Here is a 22188-nt window from a genome sequence, read left to right on the forward strand (position 1 = left end):
GAGTTTTGAACCTCAATCGGGACGAAAGCAAAGCCAGTGGGAAGGGAGTGTTCTATCGATTGCGAGGACCCAGAACGCCGTCTCCCAATTTCTCTGATTTTCCTCGCGAGTCAGACTCAACAAGACCGGAAGAATTGAGATCAAGAACAAAAGGGCAAGCTGACGCTTTAGGCTTAACCTGCGAATTTTATTTCCGATTGTTCGGGCCCGCGTGATCACCGTTTATCCCAGATATGAAATTGGTTTTTTCGATGCTCTTCCTCAACTTTGGAGCTGAAATAGGTCAGGAAGAGCAAGAGAGAAAAGAGCACGAGGCTAACCCAGAGAGCCTCAACAATTATTTGACCGCGATCAGAGAGGGTTTCCACATTTATACCTTTCCTTTATTCCGGCGCAAGCCGAATTGAGAAAATTTTTGAAGGCGTTGATTTCTTTTCAGCCAAGGATCCTCTTGTCAGAAAGATGTGAAACTGAATTTTGCTAAGCTCAGTAAAGTTAGGTAAAGGATGATAATTTGGAGTGAGGGATCCCGCCGGCAAGGCGGCAATCGCAATTTTAGGTTGGATACCCTCAATGGATTGCACTTGAAGGAGTCGGAGTTTGGCCCGTAGATCAAAATATCAATTTTAGCTGATCTTCATAGAAATGGCAGCGATTGCTGTGGCGAAACTGGAGTGCTTCTTGCTTAGCCGCAACTAATTTATCTGCCCTTTGTGCAGCGATAAACGTAAATTGGTCCGAGCATTGTCGACGGTCAGGGCTCGCCAGTGGCCATTCTAGATGCTCGAAGGCGGTGAGCCAGGGGATTTAGTTTTAAAAGGAGGTCTAGAGTTTTTCGAAACTGTAAATTGAGATTTCAGTCCTTCAACTCGGCAGGTGTGAAGCTTTGGATTGCCTGAGCGATTGATGCCCAATGATGAGTATCCAACAAATAGCAAGAAGAGTGTCGGCATCAGAGCCAGAAGGACGATCCAGGGCCATTCCGTCTTCGTTGCTCAGGCTATTTGTTTGAAAAGAACCTTTCATGGTTTCAACTCGAGAGGAGAAGATCATGAATTTTCGTGGACCAGTGTTTGTTCCATTGCCAATGAAGTTCTCCCTTGATCGAATAGGCATTCTGTTCGAGCACAAGGCGACTCAGATAGCCAAAGGGAATGATGAGATTTAGCTGAGCTTTGACAATTTTCTTGCATTCGCTTGCTCTCTTCGCTTCGAGTATGCAGATAAGGCCCTCATAGAGACATTTTTGCGCAAGAACTCGCGTTCCCGCCGCGCCAGCAAGCGAGAGGCCAGTTATGATGCAAGGGAAAATGAGAGTCAGTAAGATGGTCGTTTCGACGAGGGAGTTGCCTTTTTGGTTATTTCTTAGAAAGTTCACTTTTCACTATTTCCATCGCGGGAAGCTGCTCCGTTCATAAAATCACCGAGATCTTTTCGTTTTAGATCTGATTCATTGATCGGTACGATTTCTGCGCGCTTACTGGTGCCTGAAGAGAATGGATCACGGAAGCATAGCGGGAATTGAGAGCGCCCTGGAGGGTTCGAATAATCCCGATAGTTGCTACACCCATAAGCGCCACGAGGATCAGATATTCTATGAGACTTTGTCCGCCTTGGCGGGTTCGTCCAGTGGTTGTCAGATTCAACGGCATTAAAAAATTCCTCCAAATGCGGCTCTAGCCGAACTTGGTCAGAATCTTTGCAAAGAGGTATTGCATTGATAGGAGAGGTTTAGGATAGAAGGGCGAATCAGGTGTCCGAAAAGGTGAAAAATCTCGGATTTAACAGTAAAAACCGAGAAGAAATCTAGCTTTTCTTACGTTTTGATTTTCGCTCCTGCGATCGACGAACAATGATTCTATCTAAAACATCACCTGTTTCGATACGCAAATCATTCTCGTAGATGAAGCGGTAGAATCCTTCAATTTCGGGGCTACGTCGAAATTTTTTTAGGGAGGAGGAAGTGTATCGGAAGTTTGAAAAGTCAATTGAACTGCCATCGTCGGCTAATTTAACTCTAACTGCCATATACTGACCTCTTTTTGAAACTCTCTTGCTAAGCCCCATAAATAGAGGAGTTTGTGTGGCGAGTCAATGTCCTAGCTAGATTGCCGCAAAATTTGTTTCTCCCTTTGGAAATAAGGAGGATTCAGCCTATAAGTTCAAAAAATGAGAGAAAAATAGCCTCATCTGGTCAGGGAGTGGGTCGTGATTCGTTTGAATGGAAAAATAGTCAGTGAAACAAGGCGAGAAGCCTTAAAGGCAAAATTGCGGGGTTTTTCGAAAGAACCGGAGTTCGTCCTGGTCTTGCTGTTGTTTTAATTGGGGACGATCCGGCCAGTCAGGTGTACGTGGGATCCAAGATAAAATCTTGTCAGGAAGTGGGAATTCAGTCCTTCGAGTATCGCCTGAAGAAAGATGTCTCCTCAGACGAGGTGCGGGTCCTCATTCGGGGACTGAACGATCAAAAAAATATTCATGGCATTTTGGTCCAGCTTCCTTTGCCTCAGCATCTCAACGAGTACCAGATCATGGCCTGCTTGGACGTTGAAAAGGACGTTGATGGTTTGCGAGCAGAATCAATGGGGTATTTATGGACAAACCAGCCACGCGTGATTCCCTGCACTCCAGCCGGAGTTATGGCAATTCTCGAGTATTATCAAATTTCTCTGAAAGGAATCGACGCTGTGGTCATTGGCCGAAGCAATATTGTTGGCAAGCCAATGGCGCATTTGCTGATAAGTGCCGACGCAACAGTGACTGTCTGTCATTCTCGAACAAAAGATCTCAGATCCTATACTCGCGAGGCTGATCTGGTAGTTGCAGCCGCGGGTCAATCGAGATTTTTGGGAAGAGATGATTTTAAAAAGAATTCGGTCATTGTTGATGTGGGGATTCATAGACAAGTTCTTCCAGATGGCAAATCAAAACTGTGCGGCGATGTTCGGTACGAAGAGCTAGAGGGATGAGCGAGAGCGGCCACTCCTGTGCCAGGTGGAGTTGGACCAATGACGATCACCATGCTTCTGGAAAATACTCTGCGTTTGGCAGAGCTCGCTCAGACCTAGTCCCTCATTTCAACATTGTATGGACAAGGTTCTTGCTGTTTTGTCCTTGCCGATAAAGGGGAGGAAGTTTCTTTGGTATTTTCGATTCCTCCAGAGACATTCCAAAGCGGTTGGGATTTGCACCCACAAACCTCAAAGCGTGATACATAAGAACGTAATCCAATTTATCACAGGGAGCCATTTTGAAACGAACGATTTCATCAAGTGTTGTGGATCGGTAGCGATCTCTGTTTCTAAAGGCTTTTCCTGCCATTGAAGAGCGCAGACAAGATGTTCGTGCGGCTTGAGTTTCTTCTTGAGAACACTTCATTGATAGGGCAAGTCCACCCTGTCCCTCCGTGTAGCCCAAAGGCCACAGCTCAATTGTTCTAGAACCAGTCCATCATATCTTTGGCGTAAGCGGCATAGCAAAGGTTGACGGCAAGAATTTGGAGCGATCGTCATTTGGACTTACTTGGCGTGAGGAACTCAGCGGAAGCGTGATAAAATTTAAGGCTTGCTGACGAACTGATCTCAGATAGCGAGCGGCAGTTTCGGTGATTTGATAAGGGCCCGCCGCAGTCGAACAGCTCTGGCCTTTTCCGCATTTGGCAGACTCTATGTCCCAGCCGTCGTTTACTGCATACTTTGATTCCAGAGCACTTATGTACAGAACCTCCGGAGTGGTAGCAAGGGCCTGAAAGATCGGAGTTGTATAGGGAACAAGAGGTTTTAATCGATGAAAAATTGAGTGGCAATGGGTTTTAAATTAGAAGTGCGACCCTTTCCACACCGCTGATATTTATTTTCTTGAGTCCAATAAGACATGAATTTTATGACATTAGAATCATTTCTCAACTCTCTAGGCTGCGGGTGATTCCTTGGGCTTTCTCAGCTTAGGGTCGGAAAATCAACAGGGACGACGGCGGAGGGGGAACTTGCCCCAGATGTCTTTGTCCACGATCTGGAATGTCTTTCGTTGTTCTATAGGAGGATCTGCTTTTTCATCTTGCAGCTTGGGTGCGGTGAGGGTGGTGGTAGGGCTCTTTTGTCCGCGGGATTTTCTCGCGTCGGCTGCGGAACCTGAGGACTTTGGATTTTCGGTTTCTGAATTTGAGTAGCTTTAGCAGGTTTACCAGGTGGAGCGGGCTTAACGGGCGGAGCGGGTTTAACAGGTTGAGCTTGTGGCGATCCGCCTTTTCGCGCAGGCCCTTTGAGATCAGGATCGTAGGCGTTCCTGTTCATGAGGCTTTGGGGTGCCAGGTTGCTCTTTTGAACTAGGCCTTCTTATCTGTTGGATCAGGCCTCATATCTCTGGGAGCGCTTCCGCTGCCAGGGACAGTTTTCCGACCTTTAGGCTTTTCAATAAAGATAGTCAGATCCCTTCCTTCATTTTCATCTGCGGTGGCTTTGTCTGCAGATTGTGGCTGTGGCTGGGGCGGCCTTTCCCTTTCTGGTTGAGATTCGCTTTTCAAGCCCTCTTTGCTATCTCTGGCTCCGGTGACATCTTGATTCGAACCGCGATATCGCCTTCCTCGTCATTTCCGATTAAGGACCCCGCATAGGATTTGTCCCCAATGGTCGCCTTCTGCAAATCTGAAGTGCGGTCGGTTGTTCAAAAGTTCCCCTTCGATGTTTAAAATATCATGATCGGCATCCTTTCCAGGAATCGTCACGCGGACAAAAGAAGGCCCTTCGAGAACTTCGACACTCTCTTGCACCGCTACCAATGGATTATCTAGATCGATCTCGGACAAAGGCTCGGGAGTTCCCTTTGGCTTTGAAGGCAATTTAACACGGGCCTGTGTCTCCTCTTTTGAGAATAGAAACGCCGTTTCAGCTTGTATTTGAGGTTTGTCCTCTGGTCTCCTTTGAGGTCCAAGATTTTCTTGCTTTAAGACGACTTCTACTTTGGAGCAGCTGGCATCTTTGCAATCTGCGTCAATCTGATACCCCTGATCTCCTGAGCCCTCAACACTCTTTGTCCTGACGGAGGAGCGACCCAGATGACCATCAGAACGACGTTCAAGAGGAACCTCAAATTCCAATTGTCTAGAAACGCCACCATGAGGAGGGCGCATTCCAACAGAGACTTGCAGTTTCTCTGGAGTACCATCCGTTTTGGAGCCAATGACGACCCTTGCGCCCGTCAACTGGCGACTCAATTCTGGGCTAAAGAGTCTCTGGTTCATACTGCTGCGCATTTTGGTTATGATCGCTGTGTGTCCGGAGCCAGTGTACGGGACGAGCTCTGAGTCGCCAAATTCAGGGTCTTCGACAATTTTTGCGGCCCCAGTGAGTTGAGAATCCTCTGAGGGCATGGGGAGAATATTTTTCATTCCACCGGACCAATTGTCTTGACAGCTCATCAGAGGAGGCATTGCCAAAGACACAAAGGTCCAGGGGGTTACAAGGCATGCCCAGGAACCCTTTCGCTCAGCTTTTTTCGGTTGGCTATCTGACCCCTTCACGAGAAGCCTCCTTCGGTAGATTGCAAGCAAAATACAATCCAATGTTTAGTTGTAATTCCTTTGAGTTGGCGTTCTTTTGAGGCCCTAATTTGTCATTTTGGGGTCGTCGAGGTGCGGAAAAGGGCTATTCTTTGACAGGTTGGAGCCGGAGAGGCAAATTAAGTTTTTTTATGAGGTGGTTGTATGGCCTTTGAAAAGCGAACGCCCTTGTGTGAACGCCATGAGGAGCTCGGCGGAAAGATGGTAGAGTTTGCTGGCTGGCGCATGCCAGTTGAGTATTCGGGCTTGCGCAAAGAGCACGTGAATGTGCGACAGAATGTTGGTCTGTTTGATGTCTCCCACATGGGTGAGGTGAGAGTTCGAGGTCCAAAGGCCCTTGAAACTCTCGAGTGGTTGACTTCCAATTGGGTAGGAAGACTCGAGAATGGCCAGGCCCAATACTCTTTGCTGACAAATTTTGACGGCGGTGTTGTCGATGATCTCATTATCTACTGTTTAAAAAAGAACGAAGATTATTTACTTTGTGTCAATGCTTCTAATACGGATAAGGATTTCGCCTGGATTGTCGAAAATAATCGTGGGGCTGAGCTGATCAATGAGAGCTCAAAATGGGGCCAAATCGCGGTGCAAGGTCCCAGAGCCCGAGAGTTGACTTCCAGAATATTTGGAGAGCGGGTTTTTGATATTCCTCATTTTGAGTTTATTGAGTCTGCCTATCTAGATTCGAAGGTTTATATTGCACGGACAGGCTACACTGGAGAGGATGGTTTTGAAATCTTTGTGCCCTCGATTCAAACAGCTTCTCTTTGGGACAGCTTACTCAGTAAGGGTCGCGATCTTGGAGTTGCTCCCATTGGGCTTGGGGCTCGGGACACTCTGCGTACGGAGATGAAGTATCCCCTGTATGGGCATGAAATCGATGACCAGACCAATCCTTATGAAGCCGGTTTGGGTTGGGTTGTAAAGCCCGAAAAGAAGGACTTTATTGGGAGAGAACAAATTTGTGCGATTAAGGCTTCAGGACTAAAATCAAAGCTCATTGGATTCAAAATGGTGGATCGTGGGATAGCTCGACGGGGTTACAAGTTGTTTCTTTTGACAATAAGAAATCCGAGTAACAAGTGGAACGGTTTCACCCAGTCTCAATGAAAATATTGGCGTGGGTTACGTCAGGGCTGATCTGGCCGAAACCGGAACCGATTTAATGGTAGAGATAAGGGGTCGAAAGTTAAAGGCTATCATTGTTAGACACCGTTTGTGCTTTTGAAATTTTGAGCTTTGAGAAAAGCAAGGAGATGGAGAAAAATGGCCTAATCAGATTCCTGCGAAGAAAACTATTACTAAAGAACATGAATGGGCTCAGGTGGATGAAAATGTGGTCACTGTTGGTGTGACAGAGTTTGCTCAGGATCAGTTGGGTGAGATTGTCTATGTCGAGCTTCCTGAAGAAGGTGCAAAAGTAACCCAAGGCGAGCCGTTTGGAGTGATTGAAAGTGTTAAGGCTGCCAATGATCTTTACGCTCCTGTTTCGGACCGTCATTGAGTCAATGTTTATTGGGTGATGCCCTGGAACTATTAACGATGATCCAATGAATGAAGGATGGATGGTTCGAATCGAAATGGACACAGAGAAGGGCTTGCCAATTTGATGCGAGCACCCGATTATAGGGAAACTCATTAGCAAATAGAGATCGAAGGCTTTCACAGGGTTTTTGAGCAAGGAAAATTATGCCCGGGTAGAATTGGCAGACCACGCTAGACTTGGGATCTAGTGCCGTAAGGTGTGCAGGTTCAAGTCCCTGTCCCGGGTACCACGTTGACGAAGGCAAAGTCGCATCCAACTGCCAACCGTGGGGAGAGCCTAATGTTTGATTTAAAATTGATGAAATTCTATCGAGATCCAGCTTGAACAGCTCTCTGATGAGGCTATCGCGGGAATTATAGAAAATTTTATCTTACGCGAGGGAACTGACTACGGATCTGTCGAAGTGTCCGAAAGAAAATCAGAGCAAATTCGCCAACAAATTGATTGTGGGGACATGAAGATTGTTTTTGTCCAGGACTCCGAGACTATAAATTCTACTGACAAATCGCGAATTCAAATTGCTCATCAGTTCAAAGGGACCAAAATTAATTTCTTGACTCGCCTTAGGAGTTCCTCCATCCAGCCTGGGTTAAGGCCTAGGGGTTCCCCACGGTACCCTTTTGTCTCAAACAACCCGATAAAATATTATGAGTGATCTTATATTTGGCACAAGGATTTTCGATTGGAAAAATGCAGTCTTGTGCGTCGAAATCGTATCTTTAAGGTTTTCCTTGTGGAGATTTTCCCTGGGCTAATTGTCTTAGCCTTGATCGCAAGCCTGAATTTTTCTGTGACAAACTCAAATCACCAATCATTTTTGAACGAAATTTCTGAAAGAGGAGTCGTTCAATGGTCTTCGGGTAGTATTTCTAGTGAAGATGGATTTATTTTATTAAACTCGCCAGGAATGGAATGCCTCCTTTTAAAAATGGATGGCTCCCGACAGGAAATTATTCCTGGCAATCTCTGTAGAATTCTTGACGATGATGGAAGCATTGTTTCAAAAATTGTTAGTATCGAAGGTAAAGAAGAGATCATAAAATACAAAGGGAAGTCTGTTAACTGGAAGTTCCCAGCGACAGTAACGCACGATATTTCCATTTCTCCGATAGATCAATCCATCTGGGCCAAGGACTTGATCTTGATAAGACTGGAAGTCAAACGGTAAAAGTAGATTATATTCTTGGTCTAAGTTCCCAGGGTAAAGAAATTTTTCGCTGGAGTATGGCAGAGCACCTCAATGAACTTTCTAAACTTCTAGGCAGGCTAGTAGCTCCTTACACTTCTGGAAAGGGAACTCCAGAAGAGGGGTTTCTCAATGTCACTCATATGAACGCAGTCCAGATAATTCCGCCCAACGAACTGGAAAGCTCACATCCACAATTTTCCGCTGGGAATATTCTCACGACAGATCACCAGAACGGCGTCGCTTTTATTATTGACCGGAAGACTCTGCATATTGTTTGGGTTCATAAGGGTGCGCAGGTGGGCTTGCATACGCCTCGCTGGTTGGAAAATGGGCATATTTTGATGTTCTCTAACATTGTAAAAACGACAATCAAGCCCGCATCATGGGTACTTGAAATTGATCCGATCACCCATCAGACGGTTTGGGCTTTCACAGAAAAGCCTAGTGGTGAATGTGTTGTGATCGATTTGGATCAGCACAGAGACTAAGAAATGGAAACACCCTAATTTCTTACGGTTGTAAACAGAGCTCCATCATCGAAGTGACCCCGCAAGGTTCTGTGGTGTGGAAATGGCGCGCCTCCATAGGAAAGGAAAAATTCGATATACCTAACCAGATTTACCGTGCGGAGTGGTTGCCAAAGGAGATAGTTCAGTCTTTTTTTTCAAGCCAAAATTGAATTCCCACCATCGCTGAAGCTGCTTCAGCTATCAAGGATCCGAATGCAAAAGGTGCGGTACTCTAGAAGTTCATTTTGCTGATTCGTCAAGGTTGTCAGCTTCGGATACACCATCATACGCCTTCCCTTTCCATGTCATTCAGTTTAGAACTGATGATATGTCATTGATCATAGTACGATTCTTAGCATTTGGTGCCATGAGCTATATCGGTTCAAATTCTGTTCCGGGTATCACTTCTTGAAAATTCTCCTCATTCAGCCTCCCATTCAGGATTTTTATGAGACCCAGTTGCGCTTGCAGCCAATAGGATAGCGTATCTCAACGCTGCCCTTCAGAAGCATCATCCAGAGGTTGAAGTTGTCATTCGGGACTATCATACTGGATATGGACGCCAAACTCTGCGGTGGCCGAAAGAGCTTGAATATCTTCGCGAATATTATTCGATTTTAGATCGAAGTCCATTTTCTACTTTTTATAATTATTATCACTTCGGCGCGAGCTTCGATCTGATCGCTGACGACATTGCGAGAATTCAGCCCGATCTCGTTGGTGTATCCTGTTTGTTTACTCCCTACTTTCGGGAAGCTCTCGAAATTTCCCAAAGGGTAAAGAGTTTTCGAAACATTCCGGTGCTCATGGGAGGTTCGCATGTCTCTGCTGTACCAGCATCTGTATTGCAGCACGCCTCAGTGGATTTTGTCATCTGTGGAGAGGGTGAAAAATCTATCGTTGATTTTGTGTCTTTCCTTCAGGGAAAGCTGGCGATAACAGAGGTCGGAGGTCTCGGATATAAAATCAATGGGGAGCTCCAATTTAATCCAATCAAGGAGAACTTTGACATTGGGGAGCTACCTTATCCAGATCTTGGGTCATTCTCTTTAGAGACCTACAAGTACGGTGACCACCCTCTGGCTTTTATGATTACTTCGAAGTTGTCCCCATAAGTGTTCCTTCTGCTCGGTTCATCTAACTTTTGGTCATCGATATCGGAGGCGATCTCCCGAGGATGTTTTGCGTGAGATCGAACTTCGTTATGAGCAAGGTTATCGCGTCATTGATTTTGAAGACGATAATCTCACTTTTTATAAGGATGAAATGAAGCGCCTGTGTGGTGCTTTGATTGAGAGATTTCCCAACCGAGATATGCAATTTGTGGCGATGAATGGAATCAGTTATTTGAGTCTTGATGATGAGCTACTTGAACTCATGTGGAAGGCAGGATTTACTCATCTCAATTTGGCTTTGGTCAGCTCCGATAAAGTGGTACGGGGAAACCACGAAGCGTCCTCATACCCTCGAGGCATATACACGAGTCGTTCACAGGGCGCATTCTTTGGGATTTCATATTGTGTCTTATCAAATTTTAGGATTGCCGAACGAAAATCTAGACAGCATGATGCAAACTTTAGCTTTCAATATTCGATTGCCGGTGCTTTTAGGCGCATCTATATTTTATTTGACCCCCCAGTCTCCAATGGCCCTTAAATTGGGAAATTCACTGAGCGAAGCAGATCATTTCAAAGCTCGCACCACCGCAATTGCACATGAATCTCAGTTTTTCTCGCCAAGACATTTATACCCTGTTTATTGTGAATAGATTTTAATCACCTTAAAGGACTGAAACTTGAAAGGACCAGTCTTTGTCGGATCTTTTATTGAGCGTCAGGATGATTGTGGTTTGGCCCTTTTTTTCTGATTGTCTGAAATCGGGGGTTTTATATTTTATCAATCGACAAGGTCGGTTTCCCAATCTCAAATTTAGGACGGAACTTTTAATAAAAACAATGGGGGCAGGTTCCAGTTTGCTGACCACACAAGATGGTCACAAAATTGAACTGGATGAGCTGGGTCAAAATCAGGAATCGCTTGCATCAATCATTCTGAATAGACACAGGATAGTATCGGCCTAAAGAAATTGTTCAGGCCAGCCAGATAAATCTGGTCATAAAGGTAGAAATCTTAACGAAAGATCTAGATTTTAAAACTGGCGGGCCCGCAAGCCATCATTGAATCTGTTGTATTAAAGAGGAGCTGGCTGAGAGTTCAGCCAGGCGCCCTTGGAGTTTGGAACAACAATCAAGTGGGCCAGTTTATATGATCTTTGATGTGCACAACATTAGCGTCTGACTGTGCAGGAATGGTGCAAGTCTCATCAATCGTCACAGCATCTAATGGAAATCCAAGTTCTGCAGATTTCTCTAGGAGATAAATTGCGATCACCTCTGAGGTTGGATTGTCATTAAATACAAAATGCCTCTGATGGGTGGATCTTAAAAATTCAATGGTCAATTCATCTGAATCAGCCAAGAGCGTGGCGTGATCCCAGTTTTCCTTGCACCAGTCTTTAATGACCTTAAAGTCAGCAAAGTCTTTGAGCATGCCAAATTGGTTGAGCTGCAAGCCCTTTATTTCACAGGTAATTCGAAAAGAATGGCCATGAAGATTCTGACAGCGTCCTGGATAGCCCTTAACCAAGCGGTGTGCGGCTTCAAATGAAAACGTGGTTGTCAAAATTACAATAGGTCTGCTCATGGGAACGGAGAATGCGTTATTGCGAGGATTCAGTCAACATTTGAGATATTTTGACATACCCCATGGGGGTATAGTAGAATCAAGGGGAGCACGAGCGGGTTTGAAGATCTAAGTAAGTTTGTGCGTTTTCAAATGCTATCTGATCTGGGAGGTCACTTTGTGAGACAAGAATACTTAATTCAGGGTATGACCTGCGCTTCTTGTGCGAGAAACATTGAGGCTTCCCTCAGGCGAATGCCTGAGATTGAAAACGTGGAAGTTAATTTTGTGACCAATCGCGCGACCCTTATTATCAAGGAAGGCTTGGGAGTATTGAAGAAACTCTCATCGCCGTCCGCAAAGCAGCCAGCTCCATCGGATATGAATTCATCGAAATAAAAGGTGGCCAATCGCAGTTTTCCGCAGAAAATTCTTATAAGGCAGAACCTGTCGATCTCGCTGAAGTTAATGACCAATCAAGAGAAGACAAAAATTTGCGAATTCGCATGATAGCGGCGGGAATTTTGACCATTCCTCTTTTTTTGTTGGGAATGGATTTGGTTCCTTTTGCTCGTGAATGGTCGACTTTTTTAAATCACTTGATACAGTTGCTATTGGTTCTTCCCATTTTGTTTTGGTCTGGGAAGAGATTTGTCTTTGGTCTGTTCCTCACTCTGAGAACGGGTCATGCCAACATGAATACTTTGGTGGGACTGGGAACCCTATCGGCCTTTGTATATAGTCTCGTTCTAACTCTGAGACCCAATCTCTTTAGACATGAGGGACTTTCTGCGCACGTTTATTACGAGTCTGTTGGGTTCATCGTGCTATTTATTTTAATCGGCCAATTTCTTGAAAACAGAGCCAAACTGAAAACTTCAATGGCCGTACGGGGGGGCTATTTGAGCTGAAGAGCAAAGAGGCTCTGGTGGTTGTCAATGGTGAGCTTACAAGGCTTGCAATCGAGAAGGTTGTCGTTGGTGATACTGTTTCGGTTCGTCCGGGAGAAAGAATTCCTGTGGATGGCGAGGTGTTAGAGGGAAATTCGTTCGTCGACGAGTCCATGGTGACGGGAGAACCAATTCCCGTAGAAAAGAAGTCTGGTTCTGAGGTCATTGGTGGGACACTCCAATCAAAGGGCGCTTTTCAAATGAGAGCCTGCAAGGTGGGCAGCGAAACCTTCCTGTCTCAAATTATTAAATTGGTCCAAGATGCTCCAAAATTCGAAGGCCCCATTGAGCGGTTTGCGGATCGAGTGAGCTCGATTTTTGTCCCCACTGTTTTCATTTTGGCTTGTTTGAGTTTTAGCATCTGGATGCTCGTAGGGCCCGAGCCTCGATTGACTTACGGTCTTGTTGCCTTTGTTTCTGTGCTCATCATTGCATGTCCCTGCGCCCTGGGATTAGCGACACCCACGGCAATCATCGTCGGAATCGGTCGAGGAGCTCAGCGAGGAATTTTGTTTCGCAGTGCTGAGGCAATAGAGGTGGGTGAAAAGATAACAGCGATCATTTTGGATAAAACAGGAACAATCACGGAGGGTCATCCAAAGTCCTTGTGGCAAAAATATTGAACAATGAGATCGTTGGAAAAAGAGAGATTTTACAACTGGCTCTTGAGCCTGGAAAGTCGATCTGAACACCCACTGGGTCAAGCAATTTCAGAATTTGCAAAAGACAATGGTGGAATGAGCGTGGATGTGGAGAACTTTCAGTCCTTAACAGGTTTTGGCATCATAGGGCTTGCAGAAAAAAAGAGAATATTGGTGGGCAATCAAAAATTGATGCTCAACGAATCTTACCAACTCAACGAAGAAGTGATGAAAACTCTGGAAGAATGGGGATCACTGGGCCACACGCCTGTATTTGTGGCGGTAGAAGCTTGTCTTGCCATGATGATAGCAGTGGCAGATCCGATAAAAAAGAACGCACCTCGGGTTGTACGTGAGCTTGGAGAAATGGGAATTGAGGTGTGGATGATGACAGGGGATTCGCAAAGGGCTGCGGGAAGTGTAGCGAACCAAGTTGGGATCATGAGATTTGCGGGAGAGGTTTTGCCAGGGGACAAACTTATGAAGGTCAAGGAATTGCAATCGGCAGGTCGCCGAGTGGCAATGGCTGGGGATGGTATCAATGATGCACCTGCCTTGGCTCAAGCGGATATAGGTATTGCAATGAGCACTGGAACGGACATCGCAATTGAATCAGCTGACATGACTCTGATAAATGGCGATTTGGAGCTTTTGCCGATCGGCTTTGAAAATTTCCAAGAAACCATGAGGGTTGTTCGTCAAAATCTGTTTCTATCATTTGTCTACAATGGTCTTGGAATCCCCTTGGCGGCGGGGTCTTGTTTCCGACAACAGGGACCCTGCTCCCTCCTGTCTTTGCTGCATTAGCTATGGCCTTGAGCAGTATCTCTGTAGTACTCAATAGCCTTCGATTGAAAAGTAAAAATCTTGGAGGCATCTAATGGAAAAAAAGGAACTTCTCACACGAGTCATCTCAATCGCTTGAAGCGCCTTGAAGGACAAATTCGTGGGATCGCCAAGATGGTTGAAGAGAAGCGCTACTGCATGGACATTTTAACTCAAATCAAAGCGGTGCGTTCGGCATTGGGTTCTTTGGAAGAAAATCATTGAACAGCACATCGACCATTGTGTCAGGAAGGCAATTGGATCGAATGATAAAAATGAAAAGGGCTTGGTGATCAAAGAAATCATGGAGTTACTGGAGTCTGCGCGAGCAAGATACGCGAGATCTAACAGCCTGTCCCAACAGGAGGAGGTTCCTGTTCTATGCAGCGTGGGCTTGTTGGTGGACAGGTCAGTCGCAGGTGGAAATGATCGTGGTGGTTTTTCAGGGGGCGCAAGCTTCTGAGAACTGCGGCCACTTTTTGATCTGAGTCTTGATTTTTCCACTTGAGGCAAAATGCTTTTTGACGACCTCGTCGACAAAATTCGATTCACTCTACCCGTCTGAATAAGGCGGTTAAAGATTTCTCCGTTTCGATCTGAGTCAAAGTTTGAGGAGAGGACTCCTCTCGGGACAAAATCTTCATTAAATCCAAGATCGTTATCGGGGTTCTGTTCTTTGTGATTGAGGCGATAGTAGGCAATGTCGACATCAAGACCGTTTTGATGACTCCCGTGGCGCCCCAGGGGGCCTCCTCCTGCCCCGCTGATATCGCCAATCTGAAGTCGCTCCCCATTTGGAAAGTCCAGAGAGATGCTTTTTGCAATATCGGCCAGTATTTTCACCAAGTCACCAGTTGCGTAGGCTCGATTTCTGCCCTGCATGATTTTCAAGATGCCCTGTGACTCGGAAGGAGACTATTGGAATTAATAAGATCACCACGCGAGAAGAATCCGATGGCCTGTTCAATTCCAGCTAGTTGAGATTTCTCAACAGGACCTCTTTCTATTCCGATCAGTTCATTTAGTTCCGCAGGCGTGAGTTGATCTTTTCGTCCCATTCCGTTGCTTCAGTAGCCAATGAGAAAAGAAGGACTAACAAAATGCCTAGTTTTTTTGCACTCATGACAATATCAAATTCCAACAAGCTTGAGTGAGCAAGCAGATTCGATCCATTTTGGGACGAACCCCTACCTTCGTTAACTCGACCCGACAAACGTCCGATAGAGAAAGCTGACGGAAGTCAGGGGAAGCTCGTGTATTTCAATGCTCACTCAGCGCTCAATTTGAAAATACGTTGGAAAAGTTTGAGAGATCGAATTTTCTGTTTTCTCATTTTTCTCTCTCGGAGATTCTCTCTTAATGAGAGTTAGTTTGGCCAGGTCCTCTGTTGCAAGCGAATCCTCGGTTATCCAGAATAGAGGAAATATGGGACTGATCAAATCAGCTGTGAAAAACGAGTCAGCGATGGATTTTATCAAACGATTGCTTCCTCAAGAAAGCATCAATCGATCACGTTTGATGGAGTATTCATCACGGCAAGGAATCGAAGAGGCCCCTCATCAAATTGAAATCATAGGTAGAGAAGCCGCCATTGAAGTTCATTGGAGGCTGACAAATAGTAAGGAAGCGCAAGAGTACGTCGACTCAATTCAGATTCAAAACTTGGATTTGGGGCAATTTTTAGTTAACGAGGAAAAATTCCTTTTGACACCAACAGCAGGGATAGTCTCTGATCTGATGCGAGTAGAAGAAATATTGAGCCACAAAAGGGCCAGGCATAGCGAAAACAACGGACTTGCGAGAGCTCTACGAACCGATCCCTACCCAAGGGAAAAGGGGGGAGTATTTCTTCTCTCTATCATGTATTCTCTCTATTTCTCTCAGCCTCATAGCCGCTGTCTTGAGGCAGAATTGATGTTGTCCCAAAGCTTAAACCTGGCTAAGACAAAATTGCTGGATATCCCACGCTGCGAAAACGGAAAGCTTGAGGTTATCGTCCAGAGAGATGAAAATCATCCCCGACTGGAATTAAAATGGATAGATGGAGTTACAGATCAATTGTTGGCAGTTGAATTTTCGGAATCGCAGGGAATACTCAGAAGAATAACCCATGAATTTGATTCCTGGGGCCTAAAGAATATTCTCATTCGCGAATCATCTGGAAAGCATCAAGTTTTCACAACTCAGTTTGGCGGAGGCAAGATGGTAACTCCTGAGATGCTCATAGAGTTCAGAACAAGATATGATTTACTAGAGAAGCTTCGCAATGCTGGGAGCGATTGGGGCCTCACCTGCGTCAATGGCTGCCATCAAGAAATGATAGCTCATTTAGCTCAGCCAAGACAAAGCATTGCTCGCCATGAGCCAAAAGTTCGAAGGCCGGCCTCCGCAAGAAAAAAAATCGCCTATTGATGTTCGATTTTCAGCGCTGACGATCTCTCAGCGCCGTGGTGCTTTGTCTCTTTCCGCCAAATCCTGGAACGAAATCAACTTTGAAATCTGCCTTTTTCAGTGCCCGCTTGAGAGATCCCGTGGCAGCATAAGTAGACAAGACACAGGGAGCGTCCGCAAATCTGATAAAAAACTGATCTAAGTTAATTTCTTTCCAGAGCTCTGGGCTAGTTTGAGATGAAAAAGCATCGTAAAAAATTCCGTGCACCCGAAATGGCGGATCTTCACATGGGTTGAGGGTCTCGTAGAGCATCCAGGTCTTCTCTGCGGCCATTTGCTTCAATTGATTCCGGACAGCGGTTTGAGTCACATTCATCTCGCGACTCACCAAATCTAATATTACATCATAGACGCCAAATAGATCAGAATCAGTTTGGGAGACTCCAGGGGTTTCCATCGAGCCAGCTCATGAAGTAGCGGCGAAGAAAATCCTTGTTTCGTAACTGAGCAGGCGCCAGGGGTGGTTCGGATAATTTTTAAGTGCAAAGGCTGCGGAGAGAGCTCATTGTAACCAAGTCCTAGCCCTACCGAAAGCAGGCGAGTTTCTGGCTCCTGCCATTCGAAGGCCCTTTGAAGGGTGGGAAGGTAAATATAGAGAGTTTCTGAAAAAGCTCCCTTAAGATTATGCATGGATTCTCCAAGACCCGATGAATCCCTTAGTCTGAGGGTCGGACTGCCATCTTGGGTGATTTCAATCTGAAACGGATTGTTCGAATTAAGCTCATCTCTCAATGGCATTGCCAAACTCCAATATTTTGCTTAAGTATCACATATGTCATTAGCTTCACACTGGCAAGGTTTGCCCTATCATGCGATCAGCAAATTTTACCGTCATCGTTTTGGTGGAAAAGTTTATAAGATTCCCGTCAGCATTTCTGAAACTTGCCCAAATCGCGAGGGGCTGGGAGGAGGAAAAGTCTGCATTTTGTGACCAGTGGGGATCAGCCGCTTTTCCCGAATACTCTCAAGAGCCTCTGCATCGGCAAATTGAGGAAACTCGCGCGAGATTGCAGCGACGATTTAATGGGGAAATGTTTTTGGTTTACTTTCAGGCCTACACGACTACTTTTAGTCGAACGGTTCATTTGCGTGAGCAGTTTAAAACGGCTTTTTCATTTCCCGATGTAAAGGGAGTGGTGGTTGGGACCAGGCCAGATTGTGGTTTCAGATGCCGTTCTGGATTTATGGAATGAGACAACAAGCTCAGGTCGATTTGTGGCAGTTGAACTGGGAGTTCAATCTTTTGATGAAAAGCAGCTTGTGTGGATGCAACGTGGGCATTCTGGGCAAAGAGCAATCGATTCCATTTTGAGAATAAAAGAGAAAACCCAGGTAGATCTAGGGATTCATTTGATTTTTGGATTGCCGGGAGAAACCGATGACCAAGTCATTGCGACCGCAAAACTGGTTAACCAATTGCCGATCAACAATGTAAAGCTCCATAATCTTCATGTATTACGAAATACTCCGCTCGAGAAGATTTGGAACGATGGTCAATTTATGCCTCTCTCTCGTGAGGTTTATATTCGAAGAACGATCTTGTTTCTCGAACACTTGCGGCCTGAGCTCTCTGTGCATCGGCTTGCTGCAGTTGCGAGTCGTCATGATGAGTTGGTCGCTCCAGCTTGGGCATCGAGTAAAATGGAAACCTATCAAATGTTTCTGGACGGAATTCCGTCGTCAACAGATTTTCAGGGAAGAAAGTGGAATGCTCCCTTAATTCTGGACAAAGATCTTGATATTGCGAGTTCAAATCAATATTTGGGCTTGAACGGCCAAAATACTTTCGACCTTGATTCTAAAATTTTGGGCATAAGTTGGACCGGATGAAATGATTATTTGATAAGATCATATTATCTATTGAGGAGATTATGGTTCCATTTCGAATAAAGCGAATTTTTGAGAAAATTGTACAGCCGAAGACATCGGCAGATGGCCATCAAGGCAAGAACGAGAAATGCTTATATCTCAGGCCCGTGGTGGTAAACATCTCTGGCGTTTTGATGGCAATTAATTTGGGTGCGGATATCAATACCATTGATCGTGACACTGGGAAAACGGCTTTGTATTTTGCTGTAGAGGCAAATGCCTTGCCGCTCATTGAATTATTGATAAAAAACAAGGCGAGAGCTGATATCCCTGAAAGATCCACAAAATATACGCCGATTATGCTAGCGACTGAGCTCAACTTCCAAAGGGCCATCGTCGCAATGATGCAAAGTCCTGAAACAGGTATGGAGAAAATTGACCATCGCGGACGAAACCTCATTAACATAGCATTGGAGAAGGGAAAACCAAAGGTTGCCCTCTTTTAAGGACGCCGGGTGCAGATGTTCAGGACGCCTTTGTGTGGGCCATAGATGAAAACTTAGTTGACCAGATGAATTGGTGTTTGGAACAAGGGGCGAGTATGAATACGATCCTTCCCTCAGGGTATTCCCCTTTGGTGAAGGCGATTCTGGAGAGGAATCAAAAAGAGGTCAAATATTTCTTGAGCAAGGGCCGATCCAAATTGGATGGGAGGAGGGGGAAATCTCGCATCCGAGAGGGAAGAATTCTCTCATGATTGCTTTGGGAAACAATGGGCGCTGAGGAGATCGTTCTGAACCTTCTTGATAACCCTTCTATTGACGTTGCATGCAAAGACATGCTGGGTGAAAATCCTGATGAAGGTGGTTCGGAAATGTCACATCAAGGCCGTTAAGATTTTAATTGAAAAGGGCTCAGATCAGAAGATTGTTTCAAATGAACGAGCCACCCTTCTGATTGCGGCCGCTCAGAGCGGACGAGTCGAAATGGCACAGTTGGTGTGGAATCTCGGTGGATTCAATGTGAATGACATTGATAACAAGGGATGGAATCCGCTGATGTATGCGGCTCGTGAGGGTGATTTGGAATCTGCTAAGCTATTTCTTTCATTCGGAGCCGATCCAACTTATAGGTCTCCCAACTTAAGTATTACGGCTGCTGACTTAGCCATGGGAGTTCGAAGAAGAGCTTACAAAGAAACACCCGAGAGAGTCGCCGTTTACGATAGTATTATCGAGCTTCTCACAAATACAAAGGTTGCCTGAACCTGGAATCAGGGCTGCATTCGCCTATGGGTTTTTAAAAATGGATTTAGATTTTTCCGTGTGTGGAATGAATTCTAATTTCTGATTTTGAACGCAGTTCGTTTGCCTTGATAGTTAAGTCCGTCGGCAGCTCAACTCTAGAACCGCGAGGAATAAGTGGAGCCCGCCCTTCTTTCTTGAGCCATGATAAAAATTCTCTCTTTGGGCCTCGGCAAAGTGCTTGTTTTGTCTTTCCTTTTCCTCAAGGGTATCTCAATGATCCTTGCTAAAGACCATTCGGGAGGTGCCATTCGCGAGGCCATCAAATAGGAAAAGGTGAGGCTGCGGTTAACAAGGGAAGCAGGTCTTCCAGGTGAATCAGCCAATCAGGTCGTCGCAATAATATACGATCATGGCACCAATCTGACTTGGACATTTCAAGCAATGGACAAGCCATCTGATGGGTGCAAGGTGCCCAAATATGATAGCCCTTGTCGAGAAGTTCATTTCTCCAAACCATGAGCTGCCGTCCTTGTGCCCGGCTGCTAGGTTCTAAGATAAGGACATGTGAATAGCTATCCAAATTTTCGGGTATTGAATGTCCCTCGTTAAGTGAATAACTCAATAAGGCGAGACTCTGTGAATGGCGCGCTCGCTGGAAGAGTACTACTCTGGTGGATTTCTGTTTGCATGCCCACTGGAAATTTAACAATCATTGCTCTTATGATATCCAGTGGTTCGCGAGCTGAGTCGATAGATTGGTAACAATCGAGAGGTATTGGGATTTGGAGGAGATTCCATGGAGAAGGCCTGTTCCTGGACCAGATCGAAAATCAACAACTTCCTTAATGTTTTTAAAGAAATTAAGACGGAGTCCCTCCTCGAGAACGGCGGTCAGGCGCAGAAAGTTGAGTGGGAGAAAGTAAGCCCAATAGGCGGCACGATGACGACGATTTGTCCACAGTTGAGGGTCAATTGGTTCTATCCAGATATTGCCTTGAAAGATCTAAAATGGCCCCACTCATCGAGACGCGTTTGTTCCAAATTGAACTGCCTCTCGAGCAAGTCCCCATTGAATTCGTTCCGTGATGGATTCTGGGAGGAAAAATGATGCAAGTGTCGAATTTTCATGATGGCGGAATATCCCACGTTATTCTGAGTTCGTCTAGCTTGACTCAGTTTCTCCTGCATAGAATACTTGCCTGCCAGAAGGGATTCTAAATGAGCATAGAATTAGAGCTGAAGGTGAGACAGCAAATACTTTTGGGTCCTCGACGTCTTTATGATCGAGGAATGCTGGCCGCTGCCGTACGGGAATCTCAGTTATCGTTTGAACGACGAGAGGATTGTCATCACGCCTTCTGGAGTAGCCAAAGCTTTTATTAAGGTCGAGGATCTCTGTATCATTGACCTGCAGGGTCGCATATTGGAGGGAAAACCTTCCGGAGAGATGTCGATGCATCTTGAAGTTCTATCGACGTTAAAAGGCCAGAGCTGTTGTACATGCTCATCCTCCTTACGCAGTGACTGGGTCTATTTCACACCCTCAGCTTTCGGAATTGCCATGCGAATGTCTGAGCGAAATGGTAATCTTCTTGGCTGTTGGGCCCATACCTATCGTTCCCATAGCGACCAACAACTGTGGAATGGGAGAGGTCTTGGGTCCTTTTCTTCCTCATCACCGTTTGATGATACTGAGTCGGCACGGCGGTTTAAGCTGTGGGGAGAGGATTTGGATGAAGCGGTGAATGGAATGGGAGAGACTGGAACATTCTGCTCAAATACTGGCTTTAGTTAAGCAATTGGGTGGACTCAGTTTTTCCAACTGACAGAGGTTTGAAGCATTGCGCTGAAATGCGTCGGGGGGTAGGCTGAGAGAAACTTTGTGAATATTTTAGTTTTAATTTATGAGGAGATTTTTGTATGTGTGCCATTATAGGTGGGTCAGGTTTTTGAAAAATTTGAAAATTTTAAAACAAATTTCCCTATTGGGTGAGAAACACCCTTCGGCTCTGCATCGAGCGGATTAAAAACCGTCAAGATAGGGCATCATGAGGGTTAGTTGTTTCTCGGCATGGAGATACCATGAACTTTGTCGAGCGAAGTTAACTATAGAGCAAATATTTGGGCCTTAAAAATACGGTGCAAAGGCCATTCTCAGCTTTTGCCAGCTGTGGGTAGCCTCCAACAGCATTATAAACCCGGGAGATATGGTCATTCCGATTCCCAGTATAGATCGTACCAAAGGTCTTCGTCATCATAGCTTCTGCGGAGACGTAGTCGTTGGCCATGTGTCTTTAGCCAAGCCGGTTTGTCAGTCAATGGCAAGCAGAACGATTCAGCTTGCAGAGGGCTTGCCTTTTGAAAGCCATGTGGGCCAAACCTACGTTTGCGTGGAAGGTCCTTGCTTTTCAACTCAGGCAGAGTCCATTCAATATCGTTCCATGGGTGCGGATATCATTGGAATGACGCATTTTCCAGAATATGCCTTGGCCCGAGAGGCGGGTCTTCCGTATCTGCCGTGTTGTTTTGTGACAGATTATGACTGCTGGGATGATTCGATACCGCACGTGACTTTGGATGATGTGATTCAAACGATGCGTGCGAATAATGCCAAGGCATTTCAAATGACAGAAAGAATTTTGGATACAGGGGACACCTTGTATAAAGACTGCAAGTGTTCACAGGCAGAGCCTTCGGTCAGGATTATTGACTTCTCGGGTGCTTCCAATAAATGCCAGAGTTTGGCTAAATACTTTTATCCCACCAAACCATTGATGTTTGC

At 45.5% G+C, this 22188-nt stretch carries 27 protein-coding genes, 1 tRNA gene and 6 pseudogenes; 22 read left to right on the plus strand and 12 right to left on the minus strand.

Features of this window, described 5'->3' with window-relative positions; all coding sequences use genetic code 11:
• Nucleotides 1–864: 864 nt before the first annotated feature.
• The 4 genes from IPJ71_16870 to IPJ71_16885 form a co-directional block, all read right to left on the minus strand.
• A complete protein-coding gene (locus IPJ71_16870; protein MBK7845327.1) occupies nt 865–1026 on the minus strand; it encodes a hypothetical protein in 162 nt (53 codons plus the stop codon).
• A 4-nt stretch (nt 1027–1030) separates the two neighbouring features.
• Complete coding sequence (locus tag IPJ71_16875) at nt 1031–1378, minus strand: hypothetical protein (GenBank protein ID MBK7845328.1); 348 nt, start codon at nt 1376–1378, stop codon at nt 1031–1033.
• 61 nt (nt 1379–1439) lie between these two features.
• Nucleotides 1440–1652, minus strand: coding sequence for a hypothetical protein (locus tag IPJ71_16880; GenBank protein ID MBK7845329.1), 213 nt, complete (start codon nt 1650–1652; stop codon nt 1440–1442).
• 154 nt (nt 1653–1806) lie between these two features.
• Nucleotides 1807–2028, minus strand: coding sequence for a hypothetical protein (locus IPJ71_16885; GenBank protein MBK7845330.1), 222 nt, complete (start codon nt 2026–2028; stop codon nt 1807–1809).
• Between the two features lie 180 nt (nt 2029–2208).
• On the opposite strand from IPJ71_16885, the pseudogene folD reads away from it, so the two are divergent.
• Nucleotides 2209–3068: pseudogene (folD, locus tag IPJ71_16890) on the plus strand (bifunctional methylenetetrahydrofolate dehydrogenase/methenyltetrahydrofolate cyclohydrolase FolD).
• Nucleotides 3069–3072: 4 nt separating this feature from the next.
• Here the strand turns inward: folD and IPJ71_16895 are convergent.
• Nucleotides 3073–3417 (minus strand): hypothetical protein, encoded by a 345-nt coding sequence (locus IPJ71_16895; protein MBK7845331.1) that lies wholly within the window; start codon nt 3415–3417, stop codon nt 3073–3075.
• A gap of 577 nt (nt 3418–3994) precedes the next feature.
• On the opposite strand from IPJ71_16895, the gene IPJ71_16900 reads away from it, so the two are divergent.
• Nucleotides 3995–4168 carry a hypothetical protein gene (locus IPJ71_16900; GenBank protein ID MBK7845332.1) on the plus strand — a complete coding sequence of 58 codons (174 nt, stop codon included), beginning with the start codon at nt 3995–3997 and terminating at the stop codon, nt 4166–4168.
• Nucleotides 4169–4585: 417 nt separating this feature from the next.
• On the opposite strand, the gene IPJ71_16905 is transcribed toward IPJ71_16900, so the two are convergent.
• On the minus strand, nt 4586–5518 hold the full coding sequence (locus IPJ71_16905; protein ID MBK7845333.1) for a hypothetical protein: 933 nt from the start codon (nt 5516–5518) through the stop codon (nt 4586–4588).
• A gap of 183 nt (nt 5519–5701) precedes the next feature.
• Between IPJ71_16905 and gcvT the strand changes: the two are divergent.
• From gcvT to IPJ71_16945, 8 genes and pseudogenes are all read left to right on the plus strand, one after another.
• A pseudogene (gene gcvT / locus IPJ71_16910) lies at nt 5702–6785 on the plus strand (glycine cleavage system aminomethyltransferase GcvT).
• A gap of 51 nt (nt 6786–6836) precedes the next feature.
• Nucleotides 6837–7199, plus strand: a pseudogene (gcvH, locus tag IPJ71_16915) (glycine cleavage system protein GcvH).
• Between the two features lie 49 nt (nt 7200–7248).
• A tRNA-Pro gene (locus tag IPJ71_16920) sits at nt 7249–7332 on the plus strand.
• 78 nt (nt 7333–7410) lie between these two features.
• Nucleotides 7411–7758, plus strand: coding sequence for a YheU family protein (locus IPJ71_16925; protein MBK7845334.1), 348 nt, complete (start codon nt 7411–7413; stop codon nt 7756–7758).
• A gap of 45 nt (nt 7759–7803) precedes the next feature.
• On the plus strand, nt 7804–8271 hold the full coding sequence (locus IPJ71_16930) for a hypothetical protein (GenBank protein ID MBK7845335.1): 468 nt from the start codon (nt 7804–7806) through the stop codon (nt 8269–8271).
• 56 nt (nt 8272–8327) lie between these two features.
• A complete protein-coding gene (locus IPJ71_16935) occupies nt 8328–8780 on the plus strand; it encodes a hypothetical protein (GenBank protein ID MBK7845336.1) in 453 nt (150 codons plus the stop codon).
• A gap of 500 nt (nt 8781–9280) precedes the next feature.
• Nucleotides 9281–9916, plus strand: coding sequence for a cobalamin-dependent protein (locus IPJ71_16940; GenBank protein ID MBK7845337.1), 636 nt, complete (start codon nt 9281–9283; stop codon nt 9914–9916).
• Nucleotides 9900–10457, plus strand: a pseudogene (locus tag IPJ71_16945) (radical SAM protein). The gene IPJ71_16940 and the pseudogene IPJ71_16945 overlap by 17 nt, the downstream one beginning before the upstream one ends.
• A gap of 591 nt (nt 10458–11048) precedes the next feature.
• Here the strand turns inward: IPJ71_16945 and IPJ71_16950 are convergent.
• Nucleotides 11049–11504 carry a 6-pyruvoyl tetrahydropterin synthase family protein gene (locus tag IPJ71_16950; protein MBK7845338.1) on the minus strand — a complete coding sequence of 152 codons (456 nt, stop codon included), beginning with the start codon at nt 11502–11504 and terminating at the stop codon, nt 11049–11051.
• A 159-nt stretch (nt 11505–11663) separates the two neighbouring features.
• On the opposite strand from IPJ71_16950, the gene IPJ71_16955 reads away from it, so the two are divergent.
• The 5 genes and pseudogenes from IPJ71_16955 to IPJ71_16975 all read left to right on the plus strand — a co-directional run bounded on the left by IPJ71_16955 (nt 11664) and on the right by IPJ71_16975 (nt 14362).
• Nucleotides 11664–11882 carry a heavy-metal-associated domain-containing protein gene (locus tag IPJ71_16955; protein ID MBK7845339.1) on the plus strand — a complete coding sequence of 73 codons (219 nt, stop codon included), beginning with the start codon at nt 11664–11666 and terminating at the stop codon, nt 11880–11882.
• A gap of 95 nt (nt 11883–11977) precedes the next feature.
• The gene (locus tag IPJ71_16960) at nt 11978–12394 is read left to right on the plus strand and encodes a hypothetical protein (protein MBK7845340.1); all 417 of its coding nucleotides are present in this window, start codon (nt 11978–11980) and stop codon (nt 12392–12394) included.
• A gap of 17 nt (nt 12395–12411) precedes the next feature.
• A complete protein-coding gene (locus IPJ71_16965) occupies nt 12412–13056 on the plus strand; it encodes an HAD-IC family P-type ATPase (GenBank protein MBK7845341.1) in 645 nt (214 codons plus the stop codon).
• Between the two features lie 3 nt (nt 13057–13059).
• Nucleotides 13060–13881 carry an HAD-IC family P-type ATPase gene (locus IPJ71_16970; GenBank protein ID MBK7845342.1) on the plus strand — a complete coding sequence of 274 codons (822 nt, stop codon included), beginning with the start codon at nt 13060–13062 and terminating at the stop codon, nt 13879–13881.
• A 60-nt stretch (nt 13882–13941) separates the two neighbouring features.
• Nucleotides 13942–14362, plus strand: a pseudogene (locus IPJ71_16975) (metal-sensitive transcriptional regulator).
• Between the two features lie 230 nt (nt 14363–14592).
• Here IPJ71_16975 and IPJ71_16980 read toward each other — a convergent pair.
• Together IPJ71_16980 and IPJ71_16985 are read right to left on the minus strand one after the other, a co-directional pair.
• A pseudogene (locus tag IPJ71_16980) lies at nt 14593–14781 on the minus strand (penicillin-insensitive murein endopeptidase).
• Between the two features lie 5 nt (nt 14782–14786).
• A complete protein-coding gene (locus tag IPJ71_16985; GenBank protein MBK7845343.1) occupies nt 14787–14957 on the minus strand; it encodes a hypothetical protein in 171 nt (56 codons plus the stop codon).
• A 367-nt stretch (nt 14958–15324) separates the two neighbouring features.
• Between IPJ71_16985 and IPJ71_16990 the strand changes: the two genes are divergently transcribed.
• A complete protein-coding gene (locus tag IPJ71_16990) occupies nt 15325–16311 on the plus strand; it encodes a hypothetical protein (protein ID MBK7845344.1) in 987 nt (328 codons plus the stop codon).
• 10 nt (nt 16312–16321) lie between these two features.
• Here IPJ71_16990 and IPJ71_16995 read toward each other — a convergent pair whose 3' ends face one another.
• Complete coding sequence (locus IPJ71_16995; protein ID MBK7845345.1) at nt 16322–16624, minus strand: hypothetical protein; 303 nt, start codon at nt 16622–16624, stop codon at nt 16322–16324.
• Between the two features lie 65 nt (nt 16625–16689).
• Entirely contained in the window at nt 16690–17088 is a 399-nt protein-coding gene (locus tag IPJ71_17000) for a hypothetical protein (protein ID MBK7845346.1), read from the minus strand.
• Nucleotides 17089–17159: 71 nt separating this feature from the next.
• Between IPJ71_17000 and IPJ71_17005 the strand changes: the two genes are divergently transcribed.
• From IPJ71_17005 to IPJ71_17020, 4 genes are all read left to right on the plus strand, one after another.
• A complete protein-coding gene (locus IPJ71_17005) occupies nt 17160–17543 on the plus strand; it encodes a hypothetical protein (protein ID MBK7845347.1) in 384 nt (127 codons plus the stop codon).
• Nucleotides 17491–18180, plus strand: coding sequence for a radical SAM protein (locus IPJ71_17010; GenBank protein ID MBK7845348.1), 690 nt, complete (start codon nt 17491–17493; stop codon nt 18178–18180). Before IPJ71_17005 ends, IPJ71_17010 begins: the two co-directional genes overlap by 53 nt.
• 41 nt (nt 18181–18221) lie before the next feature.
• The gene (locus IPJ71_17015) at nt 18222–18665 is read left to right on the plus strand and encodes a hypothetical protein (protein ID MBK7845349.1); all 444 of its coding nucleotides are present in this window, start codon (nt 18222–18224) and stop codon (nt 18663–18665) included.
• A gap of 351 nt (nt 18666–19016) precedes the next feature.
• Nucleotides 19017–19424 (plus strand): ankyrin repeat domain-containing protein, encoded by a 408-nt coding sequence (locus tag IPJ71_17020; protein MBK7845350.1) that lies wholly within the window; start codon nt 19017–19019, stop codon nt 19422–19424.
• A 301-nt stretch (nt 19425–19725) separates the two neighbouring features.
• Here IPJ71_17020 and IPJ71_17025 read toward each other — a convergent pair whose 3' ends face one another.
• Nucleotides 19726–20028 carry a hypothetical protein gene (locus IPJ71_17025; protein MBK7845351.1) on the minus strand — a complete coding sequence of 101 codons (303 nt, stop codon included), beginning with the start codon at nt 20026–20028 and terminating at the stop codon, nt 19726–19728.
• A gap of 657 nt (nt 20029–20685) precedes the next feature.
• On the opposite strand from IPJ71_17025, the gene IPJ71_17030 reads away from it, so the two are divergent.
• Together IPJ71_17030 and IPJ71_17035 are read left to right on the plus strand one after the other, a co-directional pair.
• Nucleotides 20686–21201, plus strand: coding sequence for a class II aldolase/adducin family protein (locus IPJ71_17030; GenBank protein MBK7845352.1), 516 nt, complete (start codon nt 20686–20688; stop codon nt 21199–21201).
• A gap of 412 nt (nt 21202–21613) precedes the next feature.
• The coding region (locus tag IPJ71_17035; protein ID MBK7845353.1) for a hypothetical protein at nt 21614–22188 on the plus strand (575 nt) is incomplete at its 3' end.

This window comes from Bdellovibrionales bacterium, from assembly GCA_016714165.1.
Taxonomy (GTDB): Bacteria; Bdellovibrionota; Bdellovibrionia; order Bdellovibrionales; family UBA1609; genus JADJVA01.

What these genes read in the sequence shown, in the direction of transcription:
- IPJ71_16870 (MBK7845327.1), bottom strand. Translation starts at nt 1,026, where the DNA reads ATGAAAGGTTCTTTTCAAACAAATAGCCTGAGCAACGAAGACGGAATG.
- IPJ71_16985 (MBK7845343.1), bottom strand. Translation starts at nt 14,957, where the DNA reads ATGGGACGAAAAGATCAACTCACGCCTGCGGAACTAAATGAACTGATC.
- IPJ71_16935 (MBK7845336.1), top strand. Translation starts at nt 8,328, where the DNA reads ATGGCAGAGCACCTCAATGAACTTTCTAAACTTCTAGGCAGGCTAGTA.
- IPJ71_16885 (MBK7845330.1), bottom strand. Translation starts at nt 2,028, where the DNA reads ATGGCAGTTAGAGTTAAATTAGCCGACGATGGCAGTTCAATTGACTTT.
- IPJ71_16990 (MBK7845344.1), top strand. Translation starts at nt 15,325, where the DNA reads ATGGGACTGATCAAATCAGCTGTGAAAAACGAGTCAGCGATGGATTTT.
- IPJ71_16970 (MBK7845342.1), top strand. Translation starts at nt 13,060, where the DNA reads ATGAGATCGTTGGAAAAAGAGAGATTTTACAACTGGCTCTTGAGCCTG.
- IPJ71_16900 (MBK7845332.1), top strand. Translation starts at nt 3,995, where the DNA reads ATGTCTTTGTCCACGATCTGGAATGTCTTTCGTTGTTCTATAGGAGGA.
- IPJ71_17020 (MBK7845350.1), top strand. Translation starts at nt 19,017, where the DNA reads ATGAAGGTGGTTCGGAAATGTCACATCAAGGCCGTTAAGATTTTAATT.
- IPJ71_16950 (MBK7845338.1), bottom strand. Translation starts at nt 11,504, where the DNA reads ATGAGCAGACCTATTGTAATTTTGACAACCACGTTTTCATTTGAAGCC.
- IPJ71_17015 (MBK7845349.1), top strand. Translation starts at nt 18,222, where the DNA reads ATGGTTCCATTTCGAATAAAGCGAATTTTTGAGAAAATTGTACAGCCG.
- IPJ71_16995 (MBK7845345.1), bottom strand. Translation starts at nt 16,624, where the DNA reads ATGGCCGCAGAGAAGACCTGGATGCTCTACGAGACCCTCAACCCATGT.
- IPJ71_17005 (MBK7845347.1), top strand. Translation starts at nt 17,160, where the DNA reads ATGCGATCAGCAAATTTTACCGTCATCGTTTTGGTGGAAAAGTTTATA.
- IPJ71_16880 (MBK7845329.1), bottom strand. Translation starts at nt 1,652, where the DNA reads ATGCCGTTGAATCTGACAACCACTGGACGAACCCGCCAAGGCGGACAA.
- IPJ71_17000 (MBK7845346.1), bottom strand. Translation starts at nt 17,088, where the DNA reads ATGCCATTGAGAGATGAGCTTAATTCGAACAATCCGTTTCAGATTGAA.
- IPJ71_17030 (MBK7845352.1), top strand. Translation starts at nt 20,686, where the DNA reads ATGATCGAGGAATGCTGGCCGCTGCCGTACGGGAATCTCAGTTATCGT.